This window comes from Nostoc sp. ChiSLP03a, assembly GCF_034531215.2.
Classification (GTDB): domain Bacteria; phylum Cyanobacteriota; class Cyanobacteriia; order Cyanobacteriales; family Nostocaceae; genus Nostoc.
This window is the reverse complement of sequence record NZ_JAVRBQ020000117.1, coordinates 1-23,175: the sequence shown is the minus strand read 5'-3', so window position 1 is coordinate 23,175 and position 23,175 is coordinate 1. Positions and strand designations below refer to the sequence as shown.

General features: G+C 41.4%; 15 protein-coding genes, 3 tRNA genes and 2 pseudogenes. 14 read left to right on the top strand and 6 right to left on the bottom strand.

The features are described 5' to 3' along the window. Positions 1–303: 303 nt before the first annotated feature. The gene (locus RMY32_RS19815) at positions 304–1,149 is read right to left on the bottom strand and encodes a PEP-CTERM sorting domain-containing protein (RefSeq protein ID WP_322710043.1); all 846 of its coding nucleotides are present in this window, start codon (positions 1,147–1,149) and stop codon (positions 304–306) included. 554 nt (positions 1,150–1,703) lie between these two features. Then, complete coding sequence (locus RMY32_RS19810) at positions 1,704–4,628, bottom strand: GAF domain-containing protein (RefSeq protein ID WP_322710042.1); 2,925 nt, start codon at positions 4,626–4,628, stop codon at positions 1,704–1,706. 133 nt (positions 4,629–4,761) lie between these two features. Between RMY32_RS19810 and RMY32_RS19805 the strand changes: the two genes are divergently transcribed. Both RMY32_RS19805 and RMY32_RS19800 read left to right on the top strand, forming a co-directional pair. Continuing rightward, on the top strand, positions 4,762–5,178 hold the full coding sequence (locus RMY32_RS19805) for a hypothetical protein (protein WP_322710040.1): 417 nt from the start codon (positions 4,762–4,764) through the stop codon (positions 5,176–5,178). A 14-nt stretch (positions 5,179–5,192) separates the two neighbouring features. Beyond that, positions 5,193–6,326 carry a quinone-dependent dihydroorotate dehydrogenase gene (locus tag RMY32_RS19800; RefSeq protein ID WP_322710039.1) on the top strand — a complete coding sequence of 378 codons (1,134 nt, stop codon included), beginning with the start codon at positions 5,193–5,195 and terminating at the stop codon, positions 6,324–6,326. 24 nt (positions 6,327–6,350) lie between these two features. Here RMY32_RS19800 and RMY32_RS19795 read toward each other — a convergent pair whose 3' ends face one another. Next, positions 6,351–7,073 carry a hypothetical protein gene (locus tag RMY32_RS19795; protein WP_322710038.1) on the bottom strand — a complete coding sequence of 241 codons (723 nt, stop codon included), beginning with the start codon at positions 7,071–7,073 and terminating at the stop codon, positions 6,351–6,353. Positions 7,074–7,605: 532 nt separating this feature from the next. Between RMY32_RS19795 and RMY32_RS19790 the strand changes: the two genes are divergently transcribed. The 6 genes from RMY32_RS19790 (at position 7,606) to RMY32_RS19765 (ending at position 10,749) form a co-directional block, all read left to right on the top strand. Continuing rightward, positions 7,606–7,731 (top strand) — tRNA-OTHER (locus tag RMY32_RS19790). Between the two features lie 42 nt (positions 7,732–7,773). After that, positions 7,774–7,903 (top strand) — tRNA-OTHER (locus RMY32_RS19785). A gap of 50 nt (positions 7,904–7,953) precedes the next feature. After that, a tRNA-OTHER gene (locus tag RMY32_RS19780) sits at positions 7,954–8,075 on the top strand. Positions 8,076–8,112: 37 nt separating this feature from the next. Further along, positions 8,113–9,714, top strand: a complete 1,602-nt coding sequence (locus tag RMY32_RS19775) for a TROVE domain-containing protein (protein WP_322710037.1) — start codon at positions 8,113–8,115, stop codon at positions 9,712–9,714. Positions 9,715–10,078: 364 nt separating this feature from the next. Further along, positions 10,079–10,345 (top strand): hypothetical protein, encoded by a 267-nt coding sequence (locus RMY32_RS19770; RefSeq protein ID WP_322710036.1) that lies wholly within the window; start codon positions 10,079–10,081, stop codon positions 10,343–10,345. After that, positions 10,342–10,749: a type II toxin-antitoxin system tRNA(fMet)-specific endonuclease VapC gene (locus tag RMY32_RS19765; RefSeq protein ID WP_322710035.1), complete on the top strand. Its 408-nt coding sequence runs from the start codon at positions 10,342–10,344 to the stop codon at positions 10,747–10,749. Before RMY32_RS19770 ends, RMY32_RS19765 begins: the two co-directional genes overlap by 4 nt. A 181-nt stretch (positions 10,750–10,930) precedes the next feature. Here RMY32_RS19765 and RMY32_RS19760 read toward each other — a convergent pair whose 3' ends face one another. After that, a complete protein-coding gene (locus RMY32_RS19760; RefSeq protein WP_322710034.1) occupies positions 10,931–11,776 on the bottom strand; it encodes a peptidoglycan-binding protein in 846 nt (281 codons plus the stop codon). Between the two features lie 192 nt (positions 11,777–11,968). On the opposite strand from RMY32_RS19760, the gene RMY32_RS19755 reads away from it, so the two are divergent. Next, on the top strand, positions 11,969–14,290 hold the full coding sequence (locus tag RMY32_RS19755) for an NB-ARC domain-containing protein (RefSeq protein WP_322710033.1): 2,322 nt from the start codon (positions 11,969–11,971) through the stop codon (positions 14,288–14,290). A 329-nt stretch (positions 14,291–14,619) separates the two neighbouring features. Beyond that, the gene (gene gorA / locus RMY32_RS19750) at positions 14,620–15,966 is read left to right on the top strand and encodes a glutathione-disulfide reductase (protein WP_322710032.1); all 1,347 of its coding nucleotides are present in this window, start codon (positions 14,620–14,622) and stop codon (positions 15,964–15,966) included. 445 nt (positions 15,967–16,411) lie between these two features. Here gorA and RMY32_RS19745 read toward each other — a convergent pair whose 3' ends face one another. Next, on the bottom strand, positions 16,412–18,784 hold the full coding sequence (locus RMY32_RS19745) for a CHASE2 domain-containing serine/threonine-protein kinase (protein WP_322710031.1): 2,373 nt from the start codon (positions 18,782–18,784) through the stop codon (positions 16,412–16,414). Positions 18,785–19,522: 738 nt separating this feature from the next. Here RMY32_RS19745 and RMY32_RS19740 point away from each other — a divergent pair. The 4 genes and pseudogenes from RMY32_RS19740 to RMY32_RS19725 form a co-directional block, all read left to right on the top strand. After that, positions 19,523–20,044 carry an NYN domain-containing protein gene (locus tag RMY32_RS19740; protein ID WP_041565194.1) on the top strand — a complete coding sequence of 174 codons (522 nt, stop codon included), beginning with the start codon at positions 19,523–19,525 and terminating at the stop codon, positions 20,042–20,044. Between the two features lie 95 nt (positions 20,045–20,139). Continuing rightward, positions 20,140–21,744, top strand: coding sequence for a 2-isopropylmalate synthase (locus tag RMY32_RS19735; RefSeq protein ID WP_322710029.1), 1,605 nt, complete (start codon positions 20,140–20,142; stop codon positions 21,742–21,744). 99 nt (positions 21,745–21,843) lie between these two features. Then, the gene (locus tag RMY32_RS19730; RefSeq protein ID WP_322710028.1) at positions 21,844–22,323 is read left to right on the top strand and encodes a GNAT family N-acetyltransferase; all 480 of its coding nucleotides are present in this window, start codon (positions 21,844–21,846) and stop codon (positions 22,321–22,323) included. Positions 22,324–22,571: 248 nt separating this feature from the next. After that, positions 22,572–23,036 (top strand): annotated as a pseudogene (locus RMY32_RS19725) (SnoaL-like polyketide cyclase); the annotation flags it as partial. 19 nt (positions 23,037–23,055) lie between these two features. Here RMY32_RS19725 and RMY32_RS19720 read toward each other — a convergent pair. Beyond that, positions 23,056–23,175: pseudogene (locus tag RMY32_RS19720) on the bottom strand (IS630 family transposase); the annotation flags it as partial.

Here is a 23,175-nt window from a genome sequence, read left to right as displayed (position 1 = left end):
TGTGAAGTTGCACATATCTTGATCCCCCTAAATCCCCCTTGAAAAGGGGGACTTTGATAGATGTTTTTCCGGTTCCCCCCTTAAAAAGGGGGGTTAGGGGGGATCGAATTCTATGCAGCTTTATAAAAAATTGGTATAAGAGCGATCGCATTCTGAGCGCTTTCGGATATAGTCCAATACGATTCAGTTAAGAATTATTGGTCTTTGAAGACGCGATTATCGCGTCTCACATCAGGTTTTTGGGCTTAACTGAACCGTATTGTTATATGAGCAGTGACAAAAGAAAGTTTTATAGACCTTAAATCAATCCTTATTAACCAACAACGCAAGCGAAGAAGCTCTTTTACGCTTGCGTATTGAGACAGCACCAAACATAGTGCAAGTAAACAGCGAACCTAGAATTGTTGAGGGTTCTGGGACAGTATAGACGCTCACCTGATTACTTTTAGATTCTATTAAGGTTAAACGAGTTAACTTATCGAAAGTACGGGAATATTTACCCTTAAAGCTAGTCAAAGCATATTCCTGTGTTCCGCCAAAAGATTTATCAATAGTAGTCTGATTTGAATCAAGAGTTATGTTACTACTCGGTTCAAATACAAAAGCATCATTGTTACCTATAGTTGATAAATTTCCAGAAATCTTGAAATAGTCTAAAAGATTACCAGTATCGCTGTCGTATAACTGATATAAAAACTCTCCACGAGCATTTGCACGTTCAGTCACTGTATCATCAATGGATGTTTTCAGGTTAAATAAGCCACTGAAATCAAAAGAAAACTCTTTGTCAACTATGAAATCATAACCGATAATCCCAGCAAAGCTTTCCGCCGATCCTGTATAGCCATCACCCTGACCTTGAGCTTGGCTGAAGGACAAATTGGAGGCAGAGTTGTTTGCATCGATATTAAACTTAGCCTCAGCGTTAGCATCAGCAGTTACTTGACCACCTGTGCTAATTGCTGTGGTTACATTATCAGTCAAAGTCCTAACATCTGAAGGGCTAGTACTAAAGTTGTTGATGTTGAATTTGGACTCAGAATATGCAATGGTAGCAGCTTGGCTTGGTAAGGTTGCCAATATCGAAGTAGCGATCGCTGGAGTAGCCAATGCAAAAAAACGCTTTACAATTTTAGTGTAGTTTTTCATACAATTTCCTATTTTTATTGAGTATGTTAAGATTGCAAATTTGTTACGTTTGTCTACTGACTTGCTCATAAGTAAGAACAAATCATAGGCAAACAGGATGGTCAGCTTGGGAACTTTTCAAGCCATATTTGTCTTATGTAGAAGAAATCTTCTATTTAGGACTAATTTTTATTTACCATCGGCGCAGTTTTATATAAGTAATAACCGTGTAAGTAATTCAGTTATTATGTTCAGTGCGCGTTCAATTGGTTACATATTTATACTAATCGTGCATCCACTAGTTTCTTGTAAAGCTAGAGTAAAAAAGAGCATTTTTTAATTGGAATTTACGTAAGGATTCCGTAGGGAAAAGTTCACAAATTCAGTAGAGAAAAGTTCACATAAGTGATGTTGCTGCCAAAGCATCCTTTGATGAGCAAGCAAGTCACTGTATAACAGGAGGCAGGAGACAGGGTTCTAATACCAATTCTCTAAAATGAGGCAACATATTCAAACCCCGAAAGCCAGGCCATATCTGACTTTCTGAATTACGAATTACGAATTACGAATTGGTCTTAAGAATCATGAATAGCTAACGGCAACAACAAGCGACTGACTACCCGATTATCTGGTAACTGATAGAAATTCAACTCTCCTCCTAGTTCTTGCATGAGGTTTTGGCAGATCGCCAGATGTAAAGCTGGTGGTTGGTCGAGGTAGGAAGGAGCAAGCACATCTTTGGGTGTATTATTATGTAGTTCCGTGAGTAGCTGTGGTTCGATCGCACCGTTATATGTGATCGATAGTTCTAGCGATGTCTGATGTTCAGCCCCTCCAGTTGTAGAGGAAGAATATTTTATATCTAAGGGTTTTGACGCATCTAAACGGCGGCACCAAATATCAATTCTGCTACCGGTTTGAGAACGGTTACAGGCAGTAACCAATAATTCATGGATCACTAATTCAATTTTGACAATATCACCAGCGATCGCCATTGCAGATTGAGCGCTGGAGGGAGGAACGCCTCTAACTAATGAAGAATTCTTGGGTGCTTCTTGCTCGTCAATTGGTTGTCCCAAACCATGTACGCCAATCCACAGCTTTTGTTGTTTAAGTAAATTGTCGATCCGTTCGAGCGATCGCTTCAGTAAACTAGCTATGGGCATAGTTTCCCAACTAATATGTAGCTGCCAGTTCTCAAGTTTTAGCATTCCACTCATGGAGGTGGCTGTATGATCTAACTGCCGCAGCAATAGCTGGTAGCGCATCTGAGTCAGTTCATTAGCAGGAATGCCCAAATCGTGTATTTGTTTCAGGGAATGGGCCGTTATTCTTTGAATTTCCTCTAGACGACGATGTTTGTACCAGTTGAGTTGTCGTAATTCTTCGGTTGTGGATTCTAAAAGTCGGGTAATTTGCTTTTCACGACGCCACCAAGCTAATTGAGAAATCAGAGTTGCTGTTGCACTAAGGTTTTGTTCTGACCAGCGACGCTCTTGATAGTCTACAAGCAACACGACACCAGTGGTTTCATAATCAGCAGTTGTACGTAATGCCATTATCAAAATTTGACTTTTGTCTGGAACATTCAACCATTTCCGGGTTTCTGGAGGTAAATTATCCACCTTCAAAGTCAGATAATTCTCTGTAGCAAGTGCCCACTGAATTAAGGCTTCAGCTCGGATAGAAATAGATACATCAGAAAAAATCCCAAATTGGCTATTGTCAATCACTCCAGGAATAATTTCTGCGCGACTTTCACCAGGTGCCCAAGATAGCATTAGCGCTAAGGGACAGCCCAAAATTGAGGCTATTTGTTCGAGTGCTGTAGGTTTTAAATGCTTTTTTTCGACCTCAATGCTGTTCTGGGATTGTGTCAGGATGCGTAAGCATTGCTCAAAGGCCTGGGAAGTTTTTTGCTGTTGGGTAGTGCGGTTATGTAATTGCCACTGACGAACAATTACACCAATCTGTTGACTGACAGCCCACAGCAATTCTTTTTCTAGAGTTGTCCAAGAACGATGGCTTTCATGAGTAATCACCAAAAGTGCTGCTGGTATATGCTCGTGAGTGCATTTACAAACAAGTAGCGATCGCACATTATTCTCTAATAACAAGGGTCGCCAGTTAAAAAAGCGTAAATCTTCATCTAAGTTCTCAATTTCCACCGCTTGAGTTGAACCTTGCAAAAGCTGCCCATCTGATTCTTTGAGGGTCTGAAGGGTAAATGTCAACGGACGACGATTTTGGGGCTGACTTTGGTAAGTAAATTGATAATTCTTATGCTCGGCGTCGTACTGCAACAGCAAAAAGCGGGTAGCACCTAATCGAGCTAAAACTCTTTTAGCACAATTATGTAAAGTTACCTGAAGGTCATGTTCGCTATAGATACCTTGAGCAACTTGGCTAGTCAGTTGAGCATCTTCTTGAATCTGTTTAATTGTACCTTCCATGCTTTCGGTAGGTACAACTAGAGAAATTAAACCAGCAACACCTTGGACAAAATTTTTGTCTGTGTCCGTCCAGATGCGAGGTTCATTGCTTTCCACCGCCAGAAAACCGACTAAGTTTTTTTGCCAGAAAATCGGAGCTGCCAGAAGCGATCGCACCTGCAAACGTTGCAGCAATTTAGCCGTAAAATGGCTTTTTAAAGAACTGCGGGCATCACCAATGGAGACTATTTGGTTAACTGCCAAAGCATAATAAAAATCGCTCAAGTCCTGTACAGTCATTCCCGCTGCTTGCTGAGTGCTAGAATTGCGATCCATTTTGACTAGCTGATTGCTCATTCGACACCAAAAGTAGCGCCCTTCGCGCTCAAACCAGTAAACATTTGTCCGGCTGGGGGAGACAAATTTATGAGTTGCTTGCACCGCTGTTTCAAGTCTTTGATTCAGATTACTGAGGGTGCGTAAATTTTCTAGCAATTCTAATAATGGCTCGTCAGTTCGCCTGGTTTGCTTTTGGTGCTTATGCATTTCATTTTGATAAAGCACTGCCCCTAGTTCACCTAAAACCATCATCAAACGTGCTTTTGTTTCTCCTGCCAGTAGGTAGCCCCAGCGTTCTGAACCGAGTAATACCAAACCCAAGCAACGGTCTTTGTAGCGAATCGGTAAAATAATCGTTCCTTGGATGTGGAATTTTTCGGCAACTTTTCGCCATTCGGCGGCGCGGATTTCAGTTTGCAAATCAGCTACGCCTAAAGGATGCTGTTCAATTACTACTTGCTCTAATAAATCCCCAGGACTGAGAACAACTCTTTGGCGTAAAAAGCTCATATCGCGATCGGGTGTGATGCCCCCTTTTCCGAATAATATGTGATTCAGGCGATCGTAAAGAGCAATCCAAATCAGTTTGTAGTCAAACTCTTCTTTGAGATAAGAAATAGTAGTTTCAATCAGAACGTCAACATCATCTTCTTCTCTGAGACTCTGGAGGACGCGCCCTAAAGAGAGGATCTGTTGTTCGGCGGCTATAGGTTTTTGCGGCTGCCCCATCTGATTTATTGGTTAACATAACTTGTAATATATAAGATGCCCAGAAAAGCACCCTGAGTAATATTGCCACAGGTGTTTGCTAAAAGTTGTAGGTAACAGGTTCGTTAAATTTAGATTATGGAGTGCCAGGTAAATGGGCGAAACTTCGTCCGATGCTCAAGAGGAGCAAAGACAAGTCTCAGAGGAAAAGCGAGAGTCTGCTGAAAATACCAGGCTTTTACAAGAAAACGAGCGAGAGTCTGCTGAAAATACCAGGCTCTCACAAGAAAACGAGCGAGAGTCTGCTGAAGATACCAGGCTTTCACAAGAAGAGCAGCGACAGCTTGCTGAAGAAATGAGAAATTCTGCCGAAGAAGTGCGGCAGTTTGCTGAAGAAATGAGAAATTCTACCGAAGAAATAAGGCAGCTTGCTGAACAAGTGCGACTAGCTAAAGAAGAACTCCGACAAGCTAAAGACGAAGCACGGCATTCTAAAGAAGAATTCCGTCAAGCTAAAGAAGAACTCCGTCAAGCTAAAGAAAAAGCGCGGCAGTCTACCGAATTAGCGTAGTGTTAAGGATTAAAATGGATATTTATCAACTTGCTATTCGTCCGCTTTTGTTTAATGTGGTAAAAACCGATTCAGAGTGGTTACATCAGCAGACGATTCGCAGTTTTAATTGGCTATCGCAAACCCCTGCTAGTTGGATAAACCAACGCTTAAAGCAGTCTTTATGTCTGTACGATTCCCGCCTAGAACAAAATTTATTTGGGCTAAACTTTCCAAATCCGGTAGGGTTAGCGGCTGGCTTCGACAAGGATGGAGTCGCTGCTGGCATTTGGTCTAACCTGGGTTTTGGCTTTGCAGAACTAGGAACTGTAACTTTTCACGCGCAGCCCGGAAATCCGCGTCCCCGTTTGTTTCGCCTCCCGTTGGATAAAGCTGCTCTCAATCGGATGGGCTTTAATAACAGTGGTGCAGCAGTAATGGCGGCACGTTTGAAACAACGACAGCACGAGTTAATCCGATCGATACCCATAGGGATAAATTTGGGTAAATCTAAGATAACTCCCCTAGAAGCAGCCGCACAGGATTATCTCGAAAGTTTTCGTTTACTCAAGGATTTGGGAGACTATTTTGTTGTTAATGTCTCTTCTCCCAATACACCAAGGTTACGATCGCTCCAAGATGCTTCTATGCTCAGTGCCATCTTAGATTTATTACAACAAGAAAATACTACACAAAAACCAATTTTTGTCAAGATAGCCCCAGATTTATCGTGGGAAGCGATCGCTGACATTATAACTCTTGCTAAAACCTACCAGCTAGCGGGAATTATCGCCACTAATACCACCATCAGCCGTGATGGACTGAAAACCCAGGCGATTGACCAAACTGGCAAATCACCCCAGGAAGAAGCTGGCGGAATTAGCGGTGAACCATTGCGCGATCGCTCCACTGAGGTAATTCGTTTTATTTGGCAGCAAACTCAAGGACAAATCCCAATTATTGGTGTTGGTGGTATTTTTTCCCCAGAAGATGCTTGGGAAAAAATTACTGCTGGTGCTAGCTTGATTCAGGTTTATACAGGCTGGATTTACGAAGGGCCAATGATGGTACGCCGAATTCTAGCTGGTTTACTTTCCAAGCTAGAACAAAGCGGATTAAATTCCATCAACGAAGCTGTGGGTTTACAAACAAAAATTCCAAAATTCTAATTTTGAATTTTGAATTTTGAATTGTTATCCTTCCTCCACTGGGAAAAACTCTTTAGTTTTTTCCGAGAATGACCAGGCAATACCATCAGGGTCTCTGCTGCGACTCCACTCAGGAAACTCTGGATCGTTTCGCCGTTTATAAACCGTGCTGGAATATACATTGAGCCGTTTCGCAAGTTCAGATTGAATCAGAGAGCCAAAAATTAACTGTTTTTCCAGCGATCGTTTAACTTCCTCATCTGTTGGCTGTGGAAGTGATTCGGTTTCTGGTTCTTCCTCCTGCGGGGTTGGTGGTGGTGCTAATAGCGATCGCGCTGTTTTAGTAACTGGTTGAGCCGGAAGTTCTTTAACAGGCTCACTACTATCAAGAATATTACCGAGAATGCTGGCAGTTATAAAGTAATAAGACTGCCCTGCATCTTCAGAGTTGACTATACTGGCGCCAAATTCCGAGGCTTTACTATCCAAGTAGCGTTTTGCCGTTGTTCCAGGAAAATTGCCCCTGATTGCCAAGTCCATTGGCGTCAGTCTGCCTTGATTTTCACGAACCAATTGATGAAAAATTGGGTTAACTCGCACAGTCCACTGTTGCCATTGATATTCCTGCCAAAGCTTGAAGGCAATTACTAGCACAATTACCGCCAGTAAAATTCTCCAGGTAGTAACTAGGAAAATAATCAAAAACGAGATGGGCAAAAGTAGAACGAGAAAAGCCTTGCCGTTACCTTCTATGGGTTTCTCACTCATGCCGATTTTTGCCAAGTGAATTTTGGGAAATAATATTATTATATTGGCAAAAATTGAGACACTTTTTTGTATCGTTTGGCAAAGTCGCGGCAAAATTTTCGGCAAAAGCTTTATTTAGTAAGTGTTATAGGCTTATTAACTTTTTGCTTATATAAGATTGGTCTGCGATGCCTACGGCGGTAAACTACGCGCAAAAGTTTTTACCAGAGAAAATAAGCGCCATACATCTCGAATAATCTGCTCCCTAAATTCTAAGCAATGGCTTGCTTATACTTCTCAGACTTTTCTTTCCAAAGCACTTGACAACAAATAATACATATACTACATTAATAATACAAGTCAACTTTCATGAGGGAGTTAGCTTTCAGCAGTAGCGAATAGCTCAAATGGCAGAGCGCCCACCTTGCCCCCAAGGGCCGACGTATCGAGGGTTATCGCATATAACTAAAACACCCCCGATCAAACTTCTGGAGGTGTAGGTAAGAATCCTACTTCGTTACAGCAAATTTAATGCTGAATTTTGAATTTATATGTAGTGGGTAGCCAAGTGGTAAGGCGCTTAATATCCTTATTCACCCTTTGCCTGCAAAGGCCGACGAATTGAGGGTTATCGTTAAAAACGAGCATTCGCGGGTTCAAATCCCGCTCCACTACACCAAATCTAGTCCGGAATTTTGAATTTTGAATTTTGAATTTTCATGTGGTGGGTAGCTCAGTGGATAGAGCGCCTAAACATCCTTATTCACTCCTTGCCTGAAAAGGCCGACGAATTGAGGGTTATCGCCTGCCAAGCGGGAGGTCGCGGGTTCAAATCCCGCTCCACTACACCAAATCTAGTCCGGAATTTTGAATTTTGAATTTTGAATTTTGAATTTTCATGTGGCGGGTAGCTCAGAGGTAGAGCGCTAAACATCCTTGTTCACCCCTTGCCTGCAAAGGCCGACGAATTAGGGTTATCGATTAGGGTTCGAGAGGTCGCAGGTTCAAATCCTGCTCCGCCACCTTTCATTTTTGCCCGCAAGGGCCGGGAGATGAAGCGATGAATTACAATTTTTTCACTAAAAAGAAAACAACTACACCCCAAAATCAACCTATCCCCGGACGAGAAGCAGAAATGGTTCAGGGACGTTCCGGCGGCTGGATGTTTGATGCTGGTATTTGGAAAATGCTGCGCCGTTGTTTATTGGTTGGCACAGCAAAAAGCACTTACTACGCTGGCAAACAGGAATTAACTGAGGATTTTGTGACAGTTGTAAGACAAGCTGTTGCCGAAAATCCTGGCCGTGTAGCAGAAGAAATTTTGTATGCTAGCGATGGACGCGCCATCAATAACAGCGCGCCTATCTTGGCTTTAGTGTTGCTATCAATGGGTGAAGCACCAGAAGCAAAACAGGCGTTTGGTGAAATTTTCCCACAAATTGTCCGCACTGGTAGCCACTTCTACGAATGGTTGAACTACACCAAATCTCTGCGGGGATTTGGCAAAGTAGTGCGGGAAGCTGGTAAAACTTGGCTATCAAGGGAAGATGTCAAGGGTTTAGCTTATCAACTATTGAAATATCAACAGCGTCAAGGCTTCTCCCACCGGGATGCATTGCGGTTGTTCCATGTCAAACCGCCTACAGAAAATCACCGTCAACTATTTGAGTGGGTAGTTAGAGGCTGGGAAGAATTGCCAGCAGATATCCCCTCGGAGGCGTTAGCGCAGATTTGGTGGTATGAGTGGCTCAAGCGCAATCCTACCCAAACCCATGAAGCGATTTCCCAAGGACGCTTAACCCACGAAATGGCTGCACCTGTAGGCAAAATGGACAAGCTTGCTTGGCAACTGCTATTTCAGGAAATGCCAATAGGTGCAATGTTGCGTAACCTGGGTTCTTTAACTGAACTAGGTGTGTTGCGAGCCGATGAAAACGCTAATTTGCAGCAAGTGGAAGCAGTTCTTAATCGCAGAGAACATCTGCGTAAAGGTCGCATCCATCCGATTGATGTTTTGAAAGCACTCAAAATTTATGAATCTGGTGGAACATTAGGACGCAGTAAGAAAACTTGGAATCCAGTTCCTCGGATTGTAGACATATTAGAAAAGGCGGTTGAACTGTCTTTTGATGTTGTGCAACCCACAGGTAAAGTATTCATGCACGCCGTAGACGTTTCCGGTTCTATGGGTAGTATGGTTGCAGATATGGGATTGACTTGCTGTGAAATTGCCACCACAATGGCACTGGTGACAGCAAAAGCAGAGAAAAACTACATGATTCGTGGTTTTGCTACCGAATTCCGAGAATTGGGTATCACTGCCAAAGATAGTTTTAGTTCTGCGGTTCGCAAAGCTAGCAATCAAAACTTCGGTGGAACGGATGCGTCTGTAGCTTATGACTGGATGATTAAGAATAAGTTCAAAGCAGATGTAGTTTGCTTTTGGACTGACTCGGAAAGCTGGGCTGGATATAAGCATCCAAGTCAAGCGCTGAAGGAGTACCGCAAAAAGGTAAATCCCAACGTCAAGGCGGTGTATGTCACCTTGACACCTTACCAAATTACCTTGGTAGATCCTGAAGATTCGCTTTCTTGGGATTTGGCAGGGTTTGATCCAGGTACGCCTCGGATCATCCAGATGCTAGCTACGGGTGAATTGTAGATATTGCTGAAGGGTAAAGGATGAAAAACTTTATCCTTCATACTTCATGGCGGGTTATCCTTGTTCGCAACTTGCCTTTCGGGGCCGAAGAATTTAGGATTATCGGTTACGTCTCCACCATTGTGGGGATTAGCGGGTTCAATCCCCGCACCCGCCTTTGTTTTTGATTTTTACCTAACGCAAAGAAGAAAGCGAATTAATTCTTGAATGGTCGTTTTTCTATTTCAGCGATGGGTAGAAGTAGGGTGTCTTCGATGTGCGATCGCACTTTTGAGCCAAAGCATATAAATAACAGCCTAATTTTCAGTTACAATCTCACCTCAGACTAAAATAGTTATGGAAAAGCACCCTTGTAAATAAATCTATGAATGTGTTCTTAAATCCAGAGATAGAGCAATTCATCCAAACTCAGATTGAAAGTGGTAAGTATGCTTCGCCAGAGGAAGTAATTGTTGATGCTCTGAAGGTGTTTGCAGCAAAAAGTAACATTGAAGCACCAGTGCAGGTAAAAACACCTGAAGAATTGGGGTGGCCTCCTGGTTTTTTTGAACAGACGGCTGGTTGTCTGCAAGATGATCCTCTGGTGAGATATCCCCAAGGTGACTATGAAGTACGGGAGCCATTAGAGTGATGTATTTATTAGATACCAATGCTTGCATTGTTTATCTAAATCGTCCAAGATCTGGAGTGCGACGACGGTTAGAGTCTTTATCACCACAGGATATTGCTGTTTGTTCAATTGTTAAGGCTGAACTGTTTTATGGTGCGATAAGAAGCAAGAATCCTCAACGCACCTTAGCTTTACAGTTAGCTTTTCTCAATAATTTTGTTTCTTTGAGTTTCGATGATGTAGCCGCCACAATTTTTGGTCGAATTCGTGCTGAATTGGCAACTTTAGGTACGCCTATTGGGCCTTATGACTTGCAAATTGCATCAATTGCTCAGGCACATAATTTAATCTTAGTTACCCACAATAAGAGTGAATTCAATCGTGTGAATGGGTTACAGATTGAGGATTGGGAGGAAGAAGGTTGATAATTGAGTCGAACAACTGTTCCATTCCTCACCAATTTCTTAACTATGTTATTCTGCACTCAATATTGGTGTTGTACTTCTCAAAAAGTGCGATCGCCTACGCTCGGAGGGAAGCGATCGCACTTTTTAAAAGCACTATGTAAAAATTTGAGCGCTGATCAATTATGCAACTACCGAATGGTTAACTAAACAATTGCCCCAAGAAATTGATAATTGGTTTCCAAAAGATACCAGTTAACACGTATGGAGCATATTGTAAGACAGATAAGCTAGGCTTAAGTGAAGGCTTCAGGGGAAAATTTTCTAACAAAAAAGGTACTACACAGGTGAGTCCATATGCAGTTGCTAAAGCAGTAGTTAATTTAGGAGTCTGACCTGGTATAGGGCTATAAAAAATACCCAATAGGATGCAACAAATCATCAAAAATTGCTCCCATAAAAACCATGATTGCGGCGACAAAAAATAAATTAATCTCGGAAAGCTTTTATCAATTTTTTGTCGCATTCCCAGCAATACTGCCCAAGTCGCTGCCCCAACAATGCCATCATTTTTCAATCCATAAATTCTTTGGAAGCGTTTCACTGCTCTTTCTGTCGCACTGTCAAAATAGCTAGTAGGTTCTTTTTTCAAAAATCCTTCATCATAAAGGATAGTTTGCAGTTCCTTAACCGCATTCCTTAATTCTGGGGACTTAATTTTTTGACTCCGAGAAAGTTTTGGGTACAAAAGACAAGCCCATGTTAGCGGGCCAACCACTCCATCTGTTAAAAGATTATTTCTTTTTTGAAATTCTTTTACTGCCTTGTCTGTTTCTAAATCAAATTTACCGGTAATCTCTGCAAGTAAATCTTGAGTTTTTAATCGCTCTTGCAATTCGTTGATTGATTCTTGTACAGACTTTGGTGTAAACTCACGGTAAAGTGTCGGAAGTTTATTAAAGACACAGACTTGTTTTTCTTCAGGAAAATAAAGTCGAGATTGTTTTAGACCAACCAAGATACTTACAGTTTGAATTAGTTTATTCATTCAGTACTCCTTTGTTGACTGTTAACAACAATTATTAATTTAATAATTAGCCTACTAAATTGACCCTAAATAGCGTAATGAACAATGTTAAAAATTTGTTAGTTAAAAATTACTAATACAACATACTCAAACTTTTGTTAGTTAAAATGTTGCTAACCAACATTTAACAACAAAACTAATAGGGTGATATTTATGTCAGATCAGTCAGAGCGTGGAAATCTGTCTAAAGCCTGGTATCAAAAGGTTTTACAGGATTGGGATATAGATCGTTTACTGACTGACTTGGAGTCTAAAATTCAAGAACGATACAGGCAAAATACTAAGAAAGACCTGTTACTTGGGTTACTGTGTGGGTATAGCTTGACAAACATAAGTAAGGACTTATGCAGGGAAAACGCTAGTGTGAGAGTGGGATTGAGCTATATCTATCGAGATATTGAAACTTTGACAGGAGAACCAGACAACAGCGTTAGATCGAGCAACCTTATTTACATTCTAGAGAGACATGGATATCGCAGAGGTGTTGCTGCATCTAGTATCGAAAGCACCTCTATCCCCCACAATCTGCCATCACCAACCTATACAGAATTTATTGGGCGCGAGGCAGATATGAAAAAGCTACTGGAAAGGCTTTTGCCAGAGCATGGCGCTCACATGATTACAGTTCATGGCATTGGTGGCGTAGGGAAAACGGCGTTGGTGTTAGCAGCTGCTTACCTGTGCTTAGAAGCTAGTAACAAAAACAGTTCTGATGCACCTAAATTTGATGCAATTATTTTCACTTCAGCCAAACAACAAGAACTGATTCCCGATATGATTTTGCAACGGCAGCAAGGACAGCGTAACCTGCGCGAGATTTTTCGGGTAATTGCCAATGCCTTAAACGACTCTACTATTATTCAATCTCCTCCCAATGACCAATTTGAGCGTGTACGCCAATGTCTTTCTAAACAGCGAACGCTTCTGATTGTGGACAATATGGAGACTATAGAGGACAGGGATGAGGTTATAGAATTTCTATACAATTTACCCATTTGCGTCAAAGTAGTAATTACTACCCGCGAACGAATTGCCCTGCTGCCAATCAGTCTGCGAAACTTGCCCCTGAATGATGGTTTGCAGTTGATTCAGCAACAAGCAGAAGAGAAAGGTATAACTATCCAAGATGAAGACTCTAGCTTGCTCTACGATCGCACTGGAGGAATCCCCCTCGCTATTGTCTACGCACTCGGTCAAGTTTCCAGTGGCTACCCTTTGAACTTTGTATTGGAGCAGTTAGCCTCCGCTACAGGCGATGTGGCTCGTTTTTGCTTTGAGCAATCGGTGCAAGGTACGAAGGAACAACCACCACACAAGTTACTCATGTCACTGGCGATTTTTCCTGACGCTCCTATCCAAGCTGCTGTGGCTGAAGTTGCTGGACTGACATCTGCTCCTGATTCTGTCAGTAATGGCTTGGTACGTTTGCAGCAACTTTCGTTAGTGAATTTTAACCCAGAAACTAAGCGATACGAGATGCTTTCTCTGACTCGTGAGTATGCCTTAGCACAATTAGCCGCTTACCCAGATTTTGAGAGGGAAGCACGGATGCGTTGGGTGAGATGGTATCTAAATTTTGCTTACAGTTACGGTGGAGAAGATTGGGAGAACTGGATACATTACGACAGGTTAAAGGAAGAGGAAGGAAATCTACGGGCAGTACTTTATTGGTGTAAAAACCAAGACCATTATGCAGAAGTTAAAGATTTATGGTTGCTCTTGAACCACTACGCCAATCTCTATGCTTATTGGGACGATCGCCTCGATTGGTTGCAATGGCTGATAGAACAATCAGAACGACGTGGTGAATGGTCATCTTTAGTAAAATTCATGATCCGCAAAACCTGGCTGCTAATTCGGGAGTGTTCGCCCCAAAGTCTCATACAAGCAGACGAAATATTGCAGCGGGCATGGGTTTTACGCGACCATGCAGATTCATGCGTTCAAGCTGACTTAGCCGAAAATATGGCTAGACTGCGAATCAGACAGAATAATTATATAGATGCACACCACTGGCTAACAGTAGAAGAAAAATTGGTGATTGAGGCGAATCTAGACGAGCGACAGCATATCCGCTATTTTATTCCCGTTCTTTATCATCGGGCTGAAATCTTTTATTCAGAAGGGGAATATCTTTTAACGAAGAAGCTATTTCAAGATGTGATGAAAAGTGCAGAAAAAATTAATTGGTATCGGGTGATTAATTCTGCTCAAAATTGGCTTGCTGATATTGCAATTGAACAAGGCGATCGCGATGAAGCTCAAAAGCTATTAATTAAAGGCTTAACTGTCGCCGAAAGCAGTAATAATAAGCGGCGTTTGGCTCGTTATCAACGTTCTCTTGCGCGTTGGGAGAGAAGGTGGGGAAGTGCCCAGAAAGCTTGCCAATTATCTACTCAGGCTATTAATAGTTTTGAGCAATTGGGAATGACAAGGGATGCACAGGAGATGCAAACTTTACTAAATTGCCCATAATTATCTGTAAATATCGCATTTCCAGTTGTTTTTTAGCATGGCTGCTGCCCAAATTAGGCAATGGGTTACAACTTGTTGCTAGCGATCGCACTTCTAATTTTTTACTTAACAAGATGCTTTATTTGTCAATAAAGTGTAATATAACTTAGTAATCATTGGGCGATCGCTATTCTTTTCGATCTAATACTATTAATGCGGCAATCTGCTAAATATTAGCCTGCTTTCATCCCAAATTGTCCACCCAAAGACAGTAGATGAAGTTTTGTGTGAATAACTATAAGGTATGAAATAGCTCTGCATTCCAAAAAGTGAAAAAGGAACAGATTTTTATGACATTTGATTACGATTTGTTTGTCATTGGTGCTGGGCCTGGGGGATTGGCAGCAGCTAAAAAAGCAGCTAGCTATGGTGTACGTGTCGCCATTGCCGAACAAGAAGCTATTGGTGGCACCTGTGTAAATCGCGGCTGCGTTCCCAAAAAGCTGATTGTCTACGCTGCTGACTTCGCCCTCAAAAATCAAATCGCACAAAGTTATGGGTGGAGTGACTGTCAAACATACTTTGACTGGACATTATTTATTAAGTCAGTACATCAGCATATTGACAGCGTTAACCAATCCTATTTTCAGCAATTGCAAAAAGCTGGAATTGAATTAATTTCTCAACATGCCACTTTCATCGATACTCATACGATCGATATTGATGGACGCAAAGTTACAGCCGACAAAATTTTAATTGCTGTGGGAGGACAACCCCTTAAGCCCAAAATCCCAGGTATAGAATACGCCATCACATCCCGCGAGATGTTCCAGTTACCCTATCTGCCAAAACGTTTAGCAATTATTGGCGGTGGCTACATTGGCGTAGAATTTTGCAGTATGATGCACGCTTTCGGTTGTGAGGTGACGGTGATTGAAAAAGACGAGATGATTTTATCGGGGTTTGACGATCGCATTTGCTCTGCTGTACAACAGGGGTTGATTAAACGTGGAATTAAGTTTTTCACCAATAGCACTGTTCAAGAAATCAAATACTCAGAAGAGGGTTTGTTGTTAACTATTACTGGTGAGAGCCAAGAAATAATTACAGCAGATACCATCTTAGTTGCCACAGGTTACGTTCCAAATACCAAGAATCTTGGTTTGGAAAATGCCCATGTTGAACTTGGCGAACATGGTGCAATCAAAGTAGATGAATACAGTCGCACCAGCCAAGAAAACATTTTTGCTGTGGGTGACTGCACCAGCCGCGTGCAATTGACTCCAGTGGCTAAGGCAGAAGGTATTGTCTTTGCCGATACAGTTTTTGGGAACAAGGCGCAAAAACTAAATTATGATTATGTGCCCACTGCTGTTTTTTGCCGTCCAGAAGCGGCTAGTGTGGGGATGACGGAGGCGAAAGCACGAGAAAAATTTGGTGAATCTGTAGAATGCTACTGCACCGAGTTCCAACCACTGTTGTATCAGATGATCGAACAGGATGAGCCAACCACTATAAAGTTAGTGCTAAATAGTGATTCTGGGCAAGTTTTGGGCGCTCACATGGTGGGCGAACATGCAGCAGATATCATTCAAAGTTTAGGTGTGGCAATTCGCAAAGGCATTACCAAGGAAGATTTGGATGAAACAATAGGCATTCATCCCACGACAGGAGAAGAATTTCTGTCGTTAAATTAAATCATGTGCAGGACTGAGTGAAAAAGCCACAAATGAGAAGGGGGAAATCCTTAGACCTGCCTTAAAAATAGGGACTGGGGACTGGGGACTGGGAACTGGGAACTGGGGAAGAGATATTTTTATAGTTCCTTGTGAGTTCCACTCATAGAGTCTCTTGCAAAAAGAACTTTTGCACTCTTGTGGGAAAAGGGATTCATCTTTATAGGGAAAAGGGAAAATAACAAACCTTTCCCCCTTTACCCCGCCCCTTATCCCCAGAGGGGACCCCACCCTCCCCTTTTCCCGACTTCTGAAAGAAGTCTCTTCTTCTCACCTCCCTATTTTCGTGCCCGATTATACTTTTGCAACTCCAAAAATTAAATTATCCAAATTTTTGTATCCAATACAACTATCAGATTTGGCTTTGCCTACTTAAGAACAGTTTCCAGAGTGATTGGAGATTTTTTTATTTAGAAGTTTCTTGTCCTTCTGAGTAAGATTTTGTGGGTATGTCTAAATCGTCTAAAGTATTCATTAATAAGTCATCTTGTGGAATATAGTCTCTCTGTTGGAAATCTACCAAATTGTCAAGAACTTTAATAGCTTCAAGATCCTTAAGAGCTTCTGATGCAGACTGATATCGCTCTTTGAAGTCATTCAACACCATTTTACTGAGAATCTTAGCTAGGGAGTGGCTGACCTGAGTGTGTAGTTTACCGCCGTAGGCATCGCTCCATTTGATTTCCCCATTTGCGTCTCTATCTAGCTCACGGGGTGCTACACCAGTCAAGGCTTTAATCCCAACCATGCCAACTGCATAGATATCACTACTGTACTGTGGACGCCCAAAACATTGTTCGCTTGGTGCGTAACCCTGAGTACCAATACCAATGGTGAAAGGGGTGGACTCTTGAGGATCGAGCTGTTTGATGCCAACTTCCTTAACGGCTCCAAAGTCAATCAACACCAGTTTTCCGTCTGAGTGTCGCCGGATGATATTACTGGGTTTAATATCCCGATGAATCACGTGGTTTTCATGGACAAATGTTAATGTTTGCAATAAGTCCCTGATAATTTTGATCGCGGCAATTTCTTCAATTGCTCTACCTGCTGGAAGTTCTTGATTTAAAGGATGACCAATTATCTGTTCTTGGACTAAATAAAATTCTTCATCTTCTTCAAAATAGGCCAAAAGTTGAGGAATTTGAGCGTGCCTTCCCAATTTTTCTAGTGTTTGTGCCTCTGAGTGAAATAAACGTCTGGCAAGTTGCAATCCTTCTGGTTTGGTGTTGGCTGGTTTTAATTGTTTGACAACACATCGCGGATTACCAGGACGTTGGGTATCTTCGGCAATGTAGGTTTCACTAAATCCACCGGAACCGAGAACTTTGACAATTTTGTAGCGTCTCGCCAAGACTTTCCCTGATAAGGCTAAATCTCGTTGCTGGATTAGGTGTTGGAAATCATCTTGTTGGCTGATAATCTCTTGGACAACGGGTGAAGTTTTATACTTCTGAAAAATGTCTACTAATTGGCGTTTTCTGATGCTTTCTCTGATGACTGAAGTTGCCAAATAGGAAATTCCAGTCATGGCGATCGCGATCGCTGGTACGCTAGTGGGAAAAATTAACTGACCATAGACAAATAATCCATAACTAATTCCTCCCCAAGCGCTAGACAGGGCGAGGCTATAGAAAAATCTATGGATGCTACGTTTGCGTCTGCTAATCATCAAGGCTGAACTGCCAACTAGCATTAGCACAAACAAACCCTGCAATGGTGGACTCTTAATTCCTGGGGCGATCGCTTTTCCTGTCATCAAAGTTGCGATTGCATTGGCGTGAATTTCTACGCCCGACATCGGGTCAGTACTATTACTACCAGCAACTGGATAATAATCATTATGTAACCGATCTGTTGCACCAATCAGCACGATTTTGTCTTTGAACACCTTTCCTTGCTGCAAATAGCTGTTCCAGTTTTGCGGGTCGAGTACGTGCCAAAAAGGTTTTTGCTCAAATGTACCCGCAGGCCCCCAAAAATAAATGCGATCGCCTTTTGGTCGGGGATAATTTACTTGCGCTGCCTTCAGCGCGGCTTCATCAAAAGAGAGTCGCTTTTTGGTAAATAAATTATCTTCACCTAATAATTTGGGATACTCACTCGCTAATCGATGAACTTTTCCATCTACTTCTAAAGGAAAATTAACTGAACCAATGGATACTGACTTTGTACGAAACATTTGTTGTGGGTCTGTCAGTTGCGTAAAAGACCCTTGGTGCGTCTGGGAGTTTTCGTAGACGGCTGCTAAGGTAACTTTATTACCATATTTTTGCAGTACTGCCTGAAATTGGCGATCGTCTGCAACTCCATAGCTGCTTGCCGTATCAAAAACTACATCTAATGCTACAGCGCGGGCACCTGCTTCGATTAATTTTGTAATTACCTGGGAGTATGCAGCCCGTTTATAAGGATAAGATTTTAGTGTTTCTAAGTAGGCATACTGTTTTGGATCTGTTTTATAGTACTGTTCGGGAATTGATATTGACTGGTCGTCTATTGCTAAAATTACGATGTCTTCTGGAGGCGCGATCAAGCCGCGCAGTTGAAAAAAGCCAGAAAGCACCTGATTTTCCATCAATTGAACCGATTCCCCACCAGAAGCGCTCAATAGTGCGCCCCCAATTGCCCAAGTACCTGCCAGTAAATGACCTAAGCGAACCATCCAGCGAGAGTGGCGAGCAGATGCTGTTGAAGTCACTTTTGTTGGTTTACTTGACAGTCTATTGGCAGTAGAGACATAGTTTTTAGTTAAGGTAGATGTAGGTTCTTCTGCCATATCGTGTTACTGATTGATTTTAGTCCAACACTTTTATTTATTCAGACCGCGTTTTAGTGTAAGTACATTGAAATAAGACTTAAATGATAATCTTATACATTTGTAAAGTATCTTCTATTCATCAACAAAATTTTATTGGCAGAGCCAGCCCCCAAAAAATTCTTACTCAACCACTACTTAATTTATTCTTTTTCTGATGAATGAGTTACAAGTAGTGATTGTCTCATAGATCGGAGTCGGATATACTCTACCAGTGCATTTGGTTCTGGCAAGATTTTACCCTAACCTAACAAACAAGTACGTTACTAACTGGGTGCCATACCATAAGCAGTCCAAGGCTGTCTTCTGTCTCTGGCGCAATGTTGGTAATCTCCAGAAAGCGTGTCCTGATACTGACAGCTTTAGCGAAATATCGGGTTTAATTTATATCTTACCTTAAGCCTATGTTATACCTCTTTAGGAGTAAACTTTAGGGTTATGCAGCGATGAATGCTGTTACTGGGTCAATTTTATGGGTAGATTTTGATCGCCGGGTGGCTGTTGCAGTGCTAAAAGTGAATCAGGTTAACATCCTGGATCTCAACTGCAATATTGCAAGCGTTTTTATGTCTTGAAAGAGGTAGGATAAAAGCTATAGATAAAAAACTACGTTATAGATATTAGCAAACAAGGCATTTGAAAATTGCTATAATCTATTGTTCCATCTAAATTCATATATATTATTAGGTGTAAATTTGTATGGGTTCTCCAATGAATCGTCTATCTATTTTTGTAGATGGAAACAATATGTTCTATGCTCAACAAAAAAATGGCTGGTTTTTTGACCCGCGACGAGTCTTAGAATACTTCAAACATGAGCAATCAGAAACAACATTAATTAATGCCTTCTGGTACACTGGCTTAAAAGATCCACAAGACCAGCGAGGTTTCAGAGACGCTCTAATTAGTCTAGGATATACAGTACGAACTAAAATTCTGAAAGAATATTATGATGATACGTCAGGTCGTTACTCACAAAAAGCGAATTTAGATATTGAAATTGTTGTAGATATGTTTAATACAGTAGACCAGTATGACCGAGTAGTATTATTCAGTGGTGATGGAGATTTTGAAAGAGCAATCGAACTATTACGCTCAAAAAATACACATATTACGGTAGTATCAACAGAAGGAATGATTGCTAGAGAGCTACGCAACGCTACTGATAGATATATAGATTTAAATGATATCAGAGATCAAATAGAGAAAACTGAAGGTTAGTAGCTTTAACAATTATTTACAAAAATCAGAGTAAAAGAAAAACTAGAGTTGAAGATATATTAAGCCACAAGTAAACACTAAACAACAAACGGCAAATGACAAACAAAACAGATCGAATCATCATTTTTGATACAACATTGCGAGATGGAGAGCAGTGTCCGGGAGCGACTTTGAACATAGATGAAAAGCTAGTTATTGCGAAGCAATTAGCGCGTCTAGGTGTAGATGTAATTGAAGCAGGCTTTGCCTTTGCTAGTCCCGGAGATTTTGAAGCAGTCAAGAAAATTGCTCAAATTGTCGGGACAGAAAATGGCCCGGTAGTTTGTAGTTTGGCAAGAGCGATTAAAGCAGATATTGAAGCGGCTGCGGAAGCATTAAAACCAGCAGTTAATGCCAGAATTCACACATTCATTTCGACTTCTGATATTCATTTAGAGTATCAATTGCGAAAGTCACGGGCAGAAGTACTAGCGATCGCCGAAGAAATGGTAGCTTATGCTAAATCCTTCATGACAGATGTGGAATTTTCGCCAATGGATGCGGCTCGTTCCGATCCAGAATTTTTGTACCAAGTGTTAGAGCGAACGATCGCAGCTGGTGCAACAACAGTTAACATTCCCGATACTGTAGGTTACACAACTCCTAGCGAATTTGGGGCCATAATTAAAGGGATTATCGAGAATGTCCCCAACATCAACCAAGCGATTATTTCTGTACATGGTCACAATGATTTAGGCTTGGCAGTTGCTAACTTTTTAGAAGCCGTAAAAAATGGCGCGCGGCAACTAGAATGTACGATCAATGGCATTGGCGAACGCGCCGGTAATGCATCACTAGAAGAATTGGTAATGGCCTTGCACGTGCGGCGGCAATATTTTAACCCTTATCTTGGCAGACCAGAAAATTCTCAAGAACCCCTGACAAATATCGACACCCGACAAATTTATAAAACCTCACGCTTAGTTTCTAATTTGACGGGAATGTTGGTTCAACCAAATAAAGCGATTGTCGGGGCGAATGCTTTTGCCCATGAGTCTGGAATTCACCAAGATGGTGTGTTAAAGAACAAGTTAACTTATGAAATTATGGATGCCCAATTGATTGGCTTAACAGACAATCAAATCGTTTTGGGCAAACATTCCGGGAGAAATGCTTTTCGGACTCGATTGAAAGAATTGGGCTTCGATCTGTCAGATACTGAATTAAATAAAGCCTTCGTCAGATTCAAAGAAGTAGCAGATAAAAAGAAAGAAATATCTGATTGGGATTTGGAAGCGATCGTTAACGATGAAATCCAACAAGCACCCGATTTGTTCCGAGTAGAGTTGGTGCAAGTTTCCTGTGGTAGCAACGCCCGCCCTACTGCTACAGTTACTCTGCGTACCCCAGAAGGTGAAGAATTAACCGATGCTGCGATCGGTACTGGGCCAGTGGATGCAGTTTACAAAGCCATCAATCGTGTGGTGAATGTACCCAACCAGTTGATTGAGTTTTCTGTGCAGTCAGTAACAGCCGGTATTGATGCCATTGGCGAAGTGACGATTCGTTTACGTTATGAATCTAAAGTGTTTTCTGGTCATGCAGCCAACACAGATATCATCGTGGCATCCGCGCAAGCTTATGTAAATGCGTTGAATAGGTTGTATGCATCTTTGCAAACTCAAGAAAAGCCAGAGGAAGTAACTGCACAGAAAGTCTGAGTCGGATCTGTGAAACTGCTAGTTTTTAGCCGAAGCTAACAAACTCCTCTCCAACTTTGGGGAGGAGTTATTTGTGAGTTCCAAAAATTGTTTGAAATTATGCTGACAGAAAAAAATATAACTATCAGAGAAGCTACTACCAAAGAAGATTCAGTGATTGCACAACACTTTTATCAAATGTGGCTAGATATTGGTGTTGATGAGAGTAATCTACTTGTGGAGTGGCAAAATATTACCCTCAAATTCATAGAAGAAGCACGTCGAGATTTGTTTTATAAAGCTTTTATTGCAGAGGTTGATAATACAGTCGTGGGTTCTGCAAGTTGTCAACTGTTTGCAGGTTTATACCCGAATGTTTTCAAAGATGAATACCGCAAGTTTGGGTATATTTGGGGAGTTTATGTTGAACAATCTTACCGCAGACAAGGCATAGCTAAATTGCTAACTAATAGAGCAATTGAATATTTAAAAGCGATCGGTTGCACGCGAGTGCTTCTTAATGCTTCACCATCAGGTAAACCAGTTTATTCCTGTCTCGGTTTTTCTGAAGGAAATTTAATGCAATTAGATTTGATTTAAGGACAGCAATTTGTTGCCTTGTAGTGATGCCCGATCGACCTAAATTGATATAAAAAGATATTTGTCAAACTTACGTTAAATAGGATAGCTGTAAGTGTTCAGATGTATGTATTTATTATTCTAATTTGTACTATAAGTCAAGTTTATTGAGTTAATTATGAATATTTTTTACTTTTTTCGATTTTGAGATTTACTTATATGCATAAAACTTTATTCTGAGAAACGATGTTTATAATTAGTCAGCTTGTATGAGTAGCGAAAAGACAACAGAATTGCCACTCTGGGTACAAGATAGAGATATAGTCATTGCTCATGATGAAGAAGTACAGTGGCGAGAAGGAAAACGCCCCGATTATTCATACACCAATGAATTTCTTCATCAAGAGAGTAAATTTCAGCATCCAGAAGGTTCTTTAGAAGCGATCGCTCAAAATTTAGTCCGCACTTTTGAGATGGAAGCTTCTAATAAATCTAATCCTCAACAGTGGCTTTCTATTGTTACTGATAAGTTTAAGATGAGTACCAATGGCGGACAACAATTCACTGCTGAAGATGTTGCAAACGAAGGTACTTATAACCTGTTTTTAGGTAAAACTGAGCAATATGACTCTGAAACAGAAACCTTTGAATCTTCATTTCAAGTTTTTCATACAGCCTTTCCTAATGGCTTCCTTTGGGAACTAACAGAAGTCCTTTCTGGGCCGCCTAATGTTATAGCAACCGCCAAGGCGGTTAAGCCGCTGTGTGAAGCACAGCTTCCATCGCATCTCTCAGACAGCCAAATTGAATTATTTGCTTACGAATTCGGCTTTTTAACCATGACCAACATCGCTCAATTTTGTTAAGCTCGGG

Excerpts from the sequence above, each read along its gene's own strand:
- gorA (WP_322710032.1), top strand. The coding sequence starts at position 14,620 with ATGACATTTGATTACGATTTGTTTGTCATTGGTGCTGGGCCTGGGGGA.
- RMY32_RS19735 (WP_322710029.1), top strand. The coding sequence starts at position 20,140 with ATGACAAACAAAACAGATCGAATCATCATTTTTGATACAACATTGCGA.
- RMY32_RS19760 (WP_322710034.1), bottom strand. The coding sequence starts at position 11,776 with ATGAATAAACTAATTCAAACTGTAAGTATCTTGGTTGGTCTAAAACAA.
- RMY32_RS19800 (WP_322710039.1), top strand. The coding sequence starts at position 5,193 with ATGGATATTTATCAACTTGCTATTCGTCCGCTTTTGTTTAATGTGGTA.
- RMY32_RS19775 (WP_322710037.1), top strand. The coding sequence starts at position 8,113 with ATGAATTACAATTTTTTCACTAAAAAGAAAACAACTACACCCCAAAAT.
- RMY32_RS19745 (WP_322710031.1), bottom strand. The coding sequence starts at position 18,784 with ATGGCAGAAGAACCTACATCTACCTTAACTAAAAACTATGTCTCTACT.
- RMY32_RS19815 (WP_322710043.1), bottom strand. The coding sequence starts at position 1,149 with ATGAAAAACTACACTAAAATTGTAAAGCGTTTTTTTGCATTGGCTACT.
- RMY32_RS19795 (WP_322710038.1), bottom strand. The coding sequence starts at position 7,073 with ATGAGTGAGAAACCCATAGAAGGTAACGGCAAGGCTTTTCTCGTTCTA.
- RMY32_RS19805 (WP_322710040.1), top strand. The coding sequence starts at position 4,762 with ATGGGCGAAACTTCGTCCGATGCTCAAGAGGAGCAAAGACAAGTCTCA.
- RMY32_RS19730 (WP_322710028.1), top strand. The coding sequence starts at position 21,844 with ATGCTGACAGAAAAAAATATAACTATCAGAGAAGCTACTACCAAAGAA.
- RMY32_RS19770 (WP_322710036.1), top strand. The coding sequence starts at position 10,079 with ATGAATGTGTTCTTAAATCCAGAGATAGAGCAATTCATCCAAACTCAG.
- RMY32_RS19810 (WP_322710042.1), bottom strand. The coding sequence starts at position 4,628 with ATGGGGCAGCCGCAAAAACCTATAGCCGCCGAACAACAGATCCTCTCT.
- RMY32_RS19755 (WP_322710033.1), top strand. The coding sequence starts at position 11,969 with ATGTCAGATCAGTCAGAGCGTGGAAATCTGTCTAAAGCCTGGTATCAA.
- RMY32_RS19740 (WP_041565194.1), top strand. The coding sequence starts at position 19,523 with ATGGGTTCTCCAATGAATCGTCTATCTATTTTTGTAGATGGAAACAAT.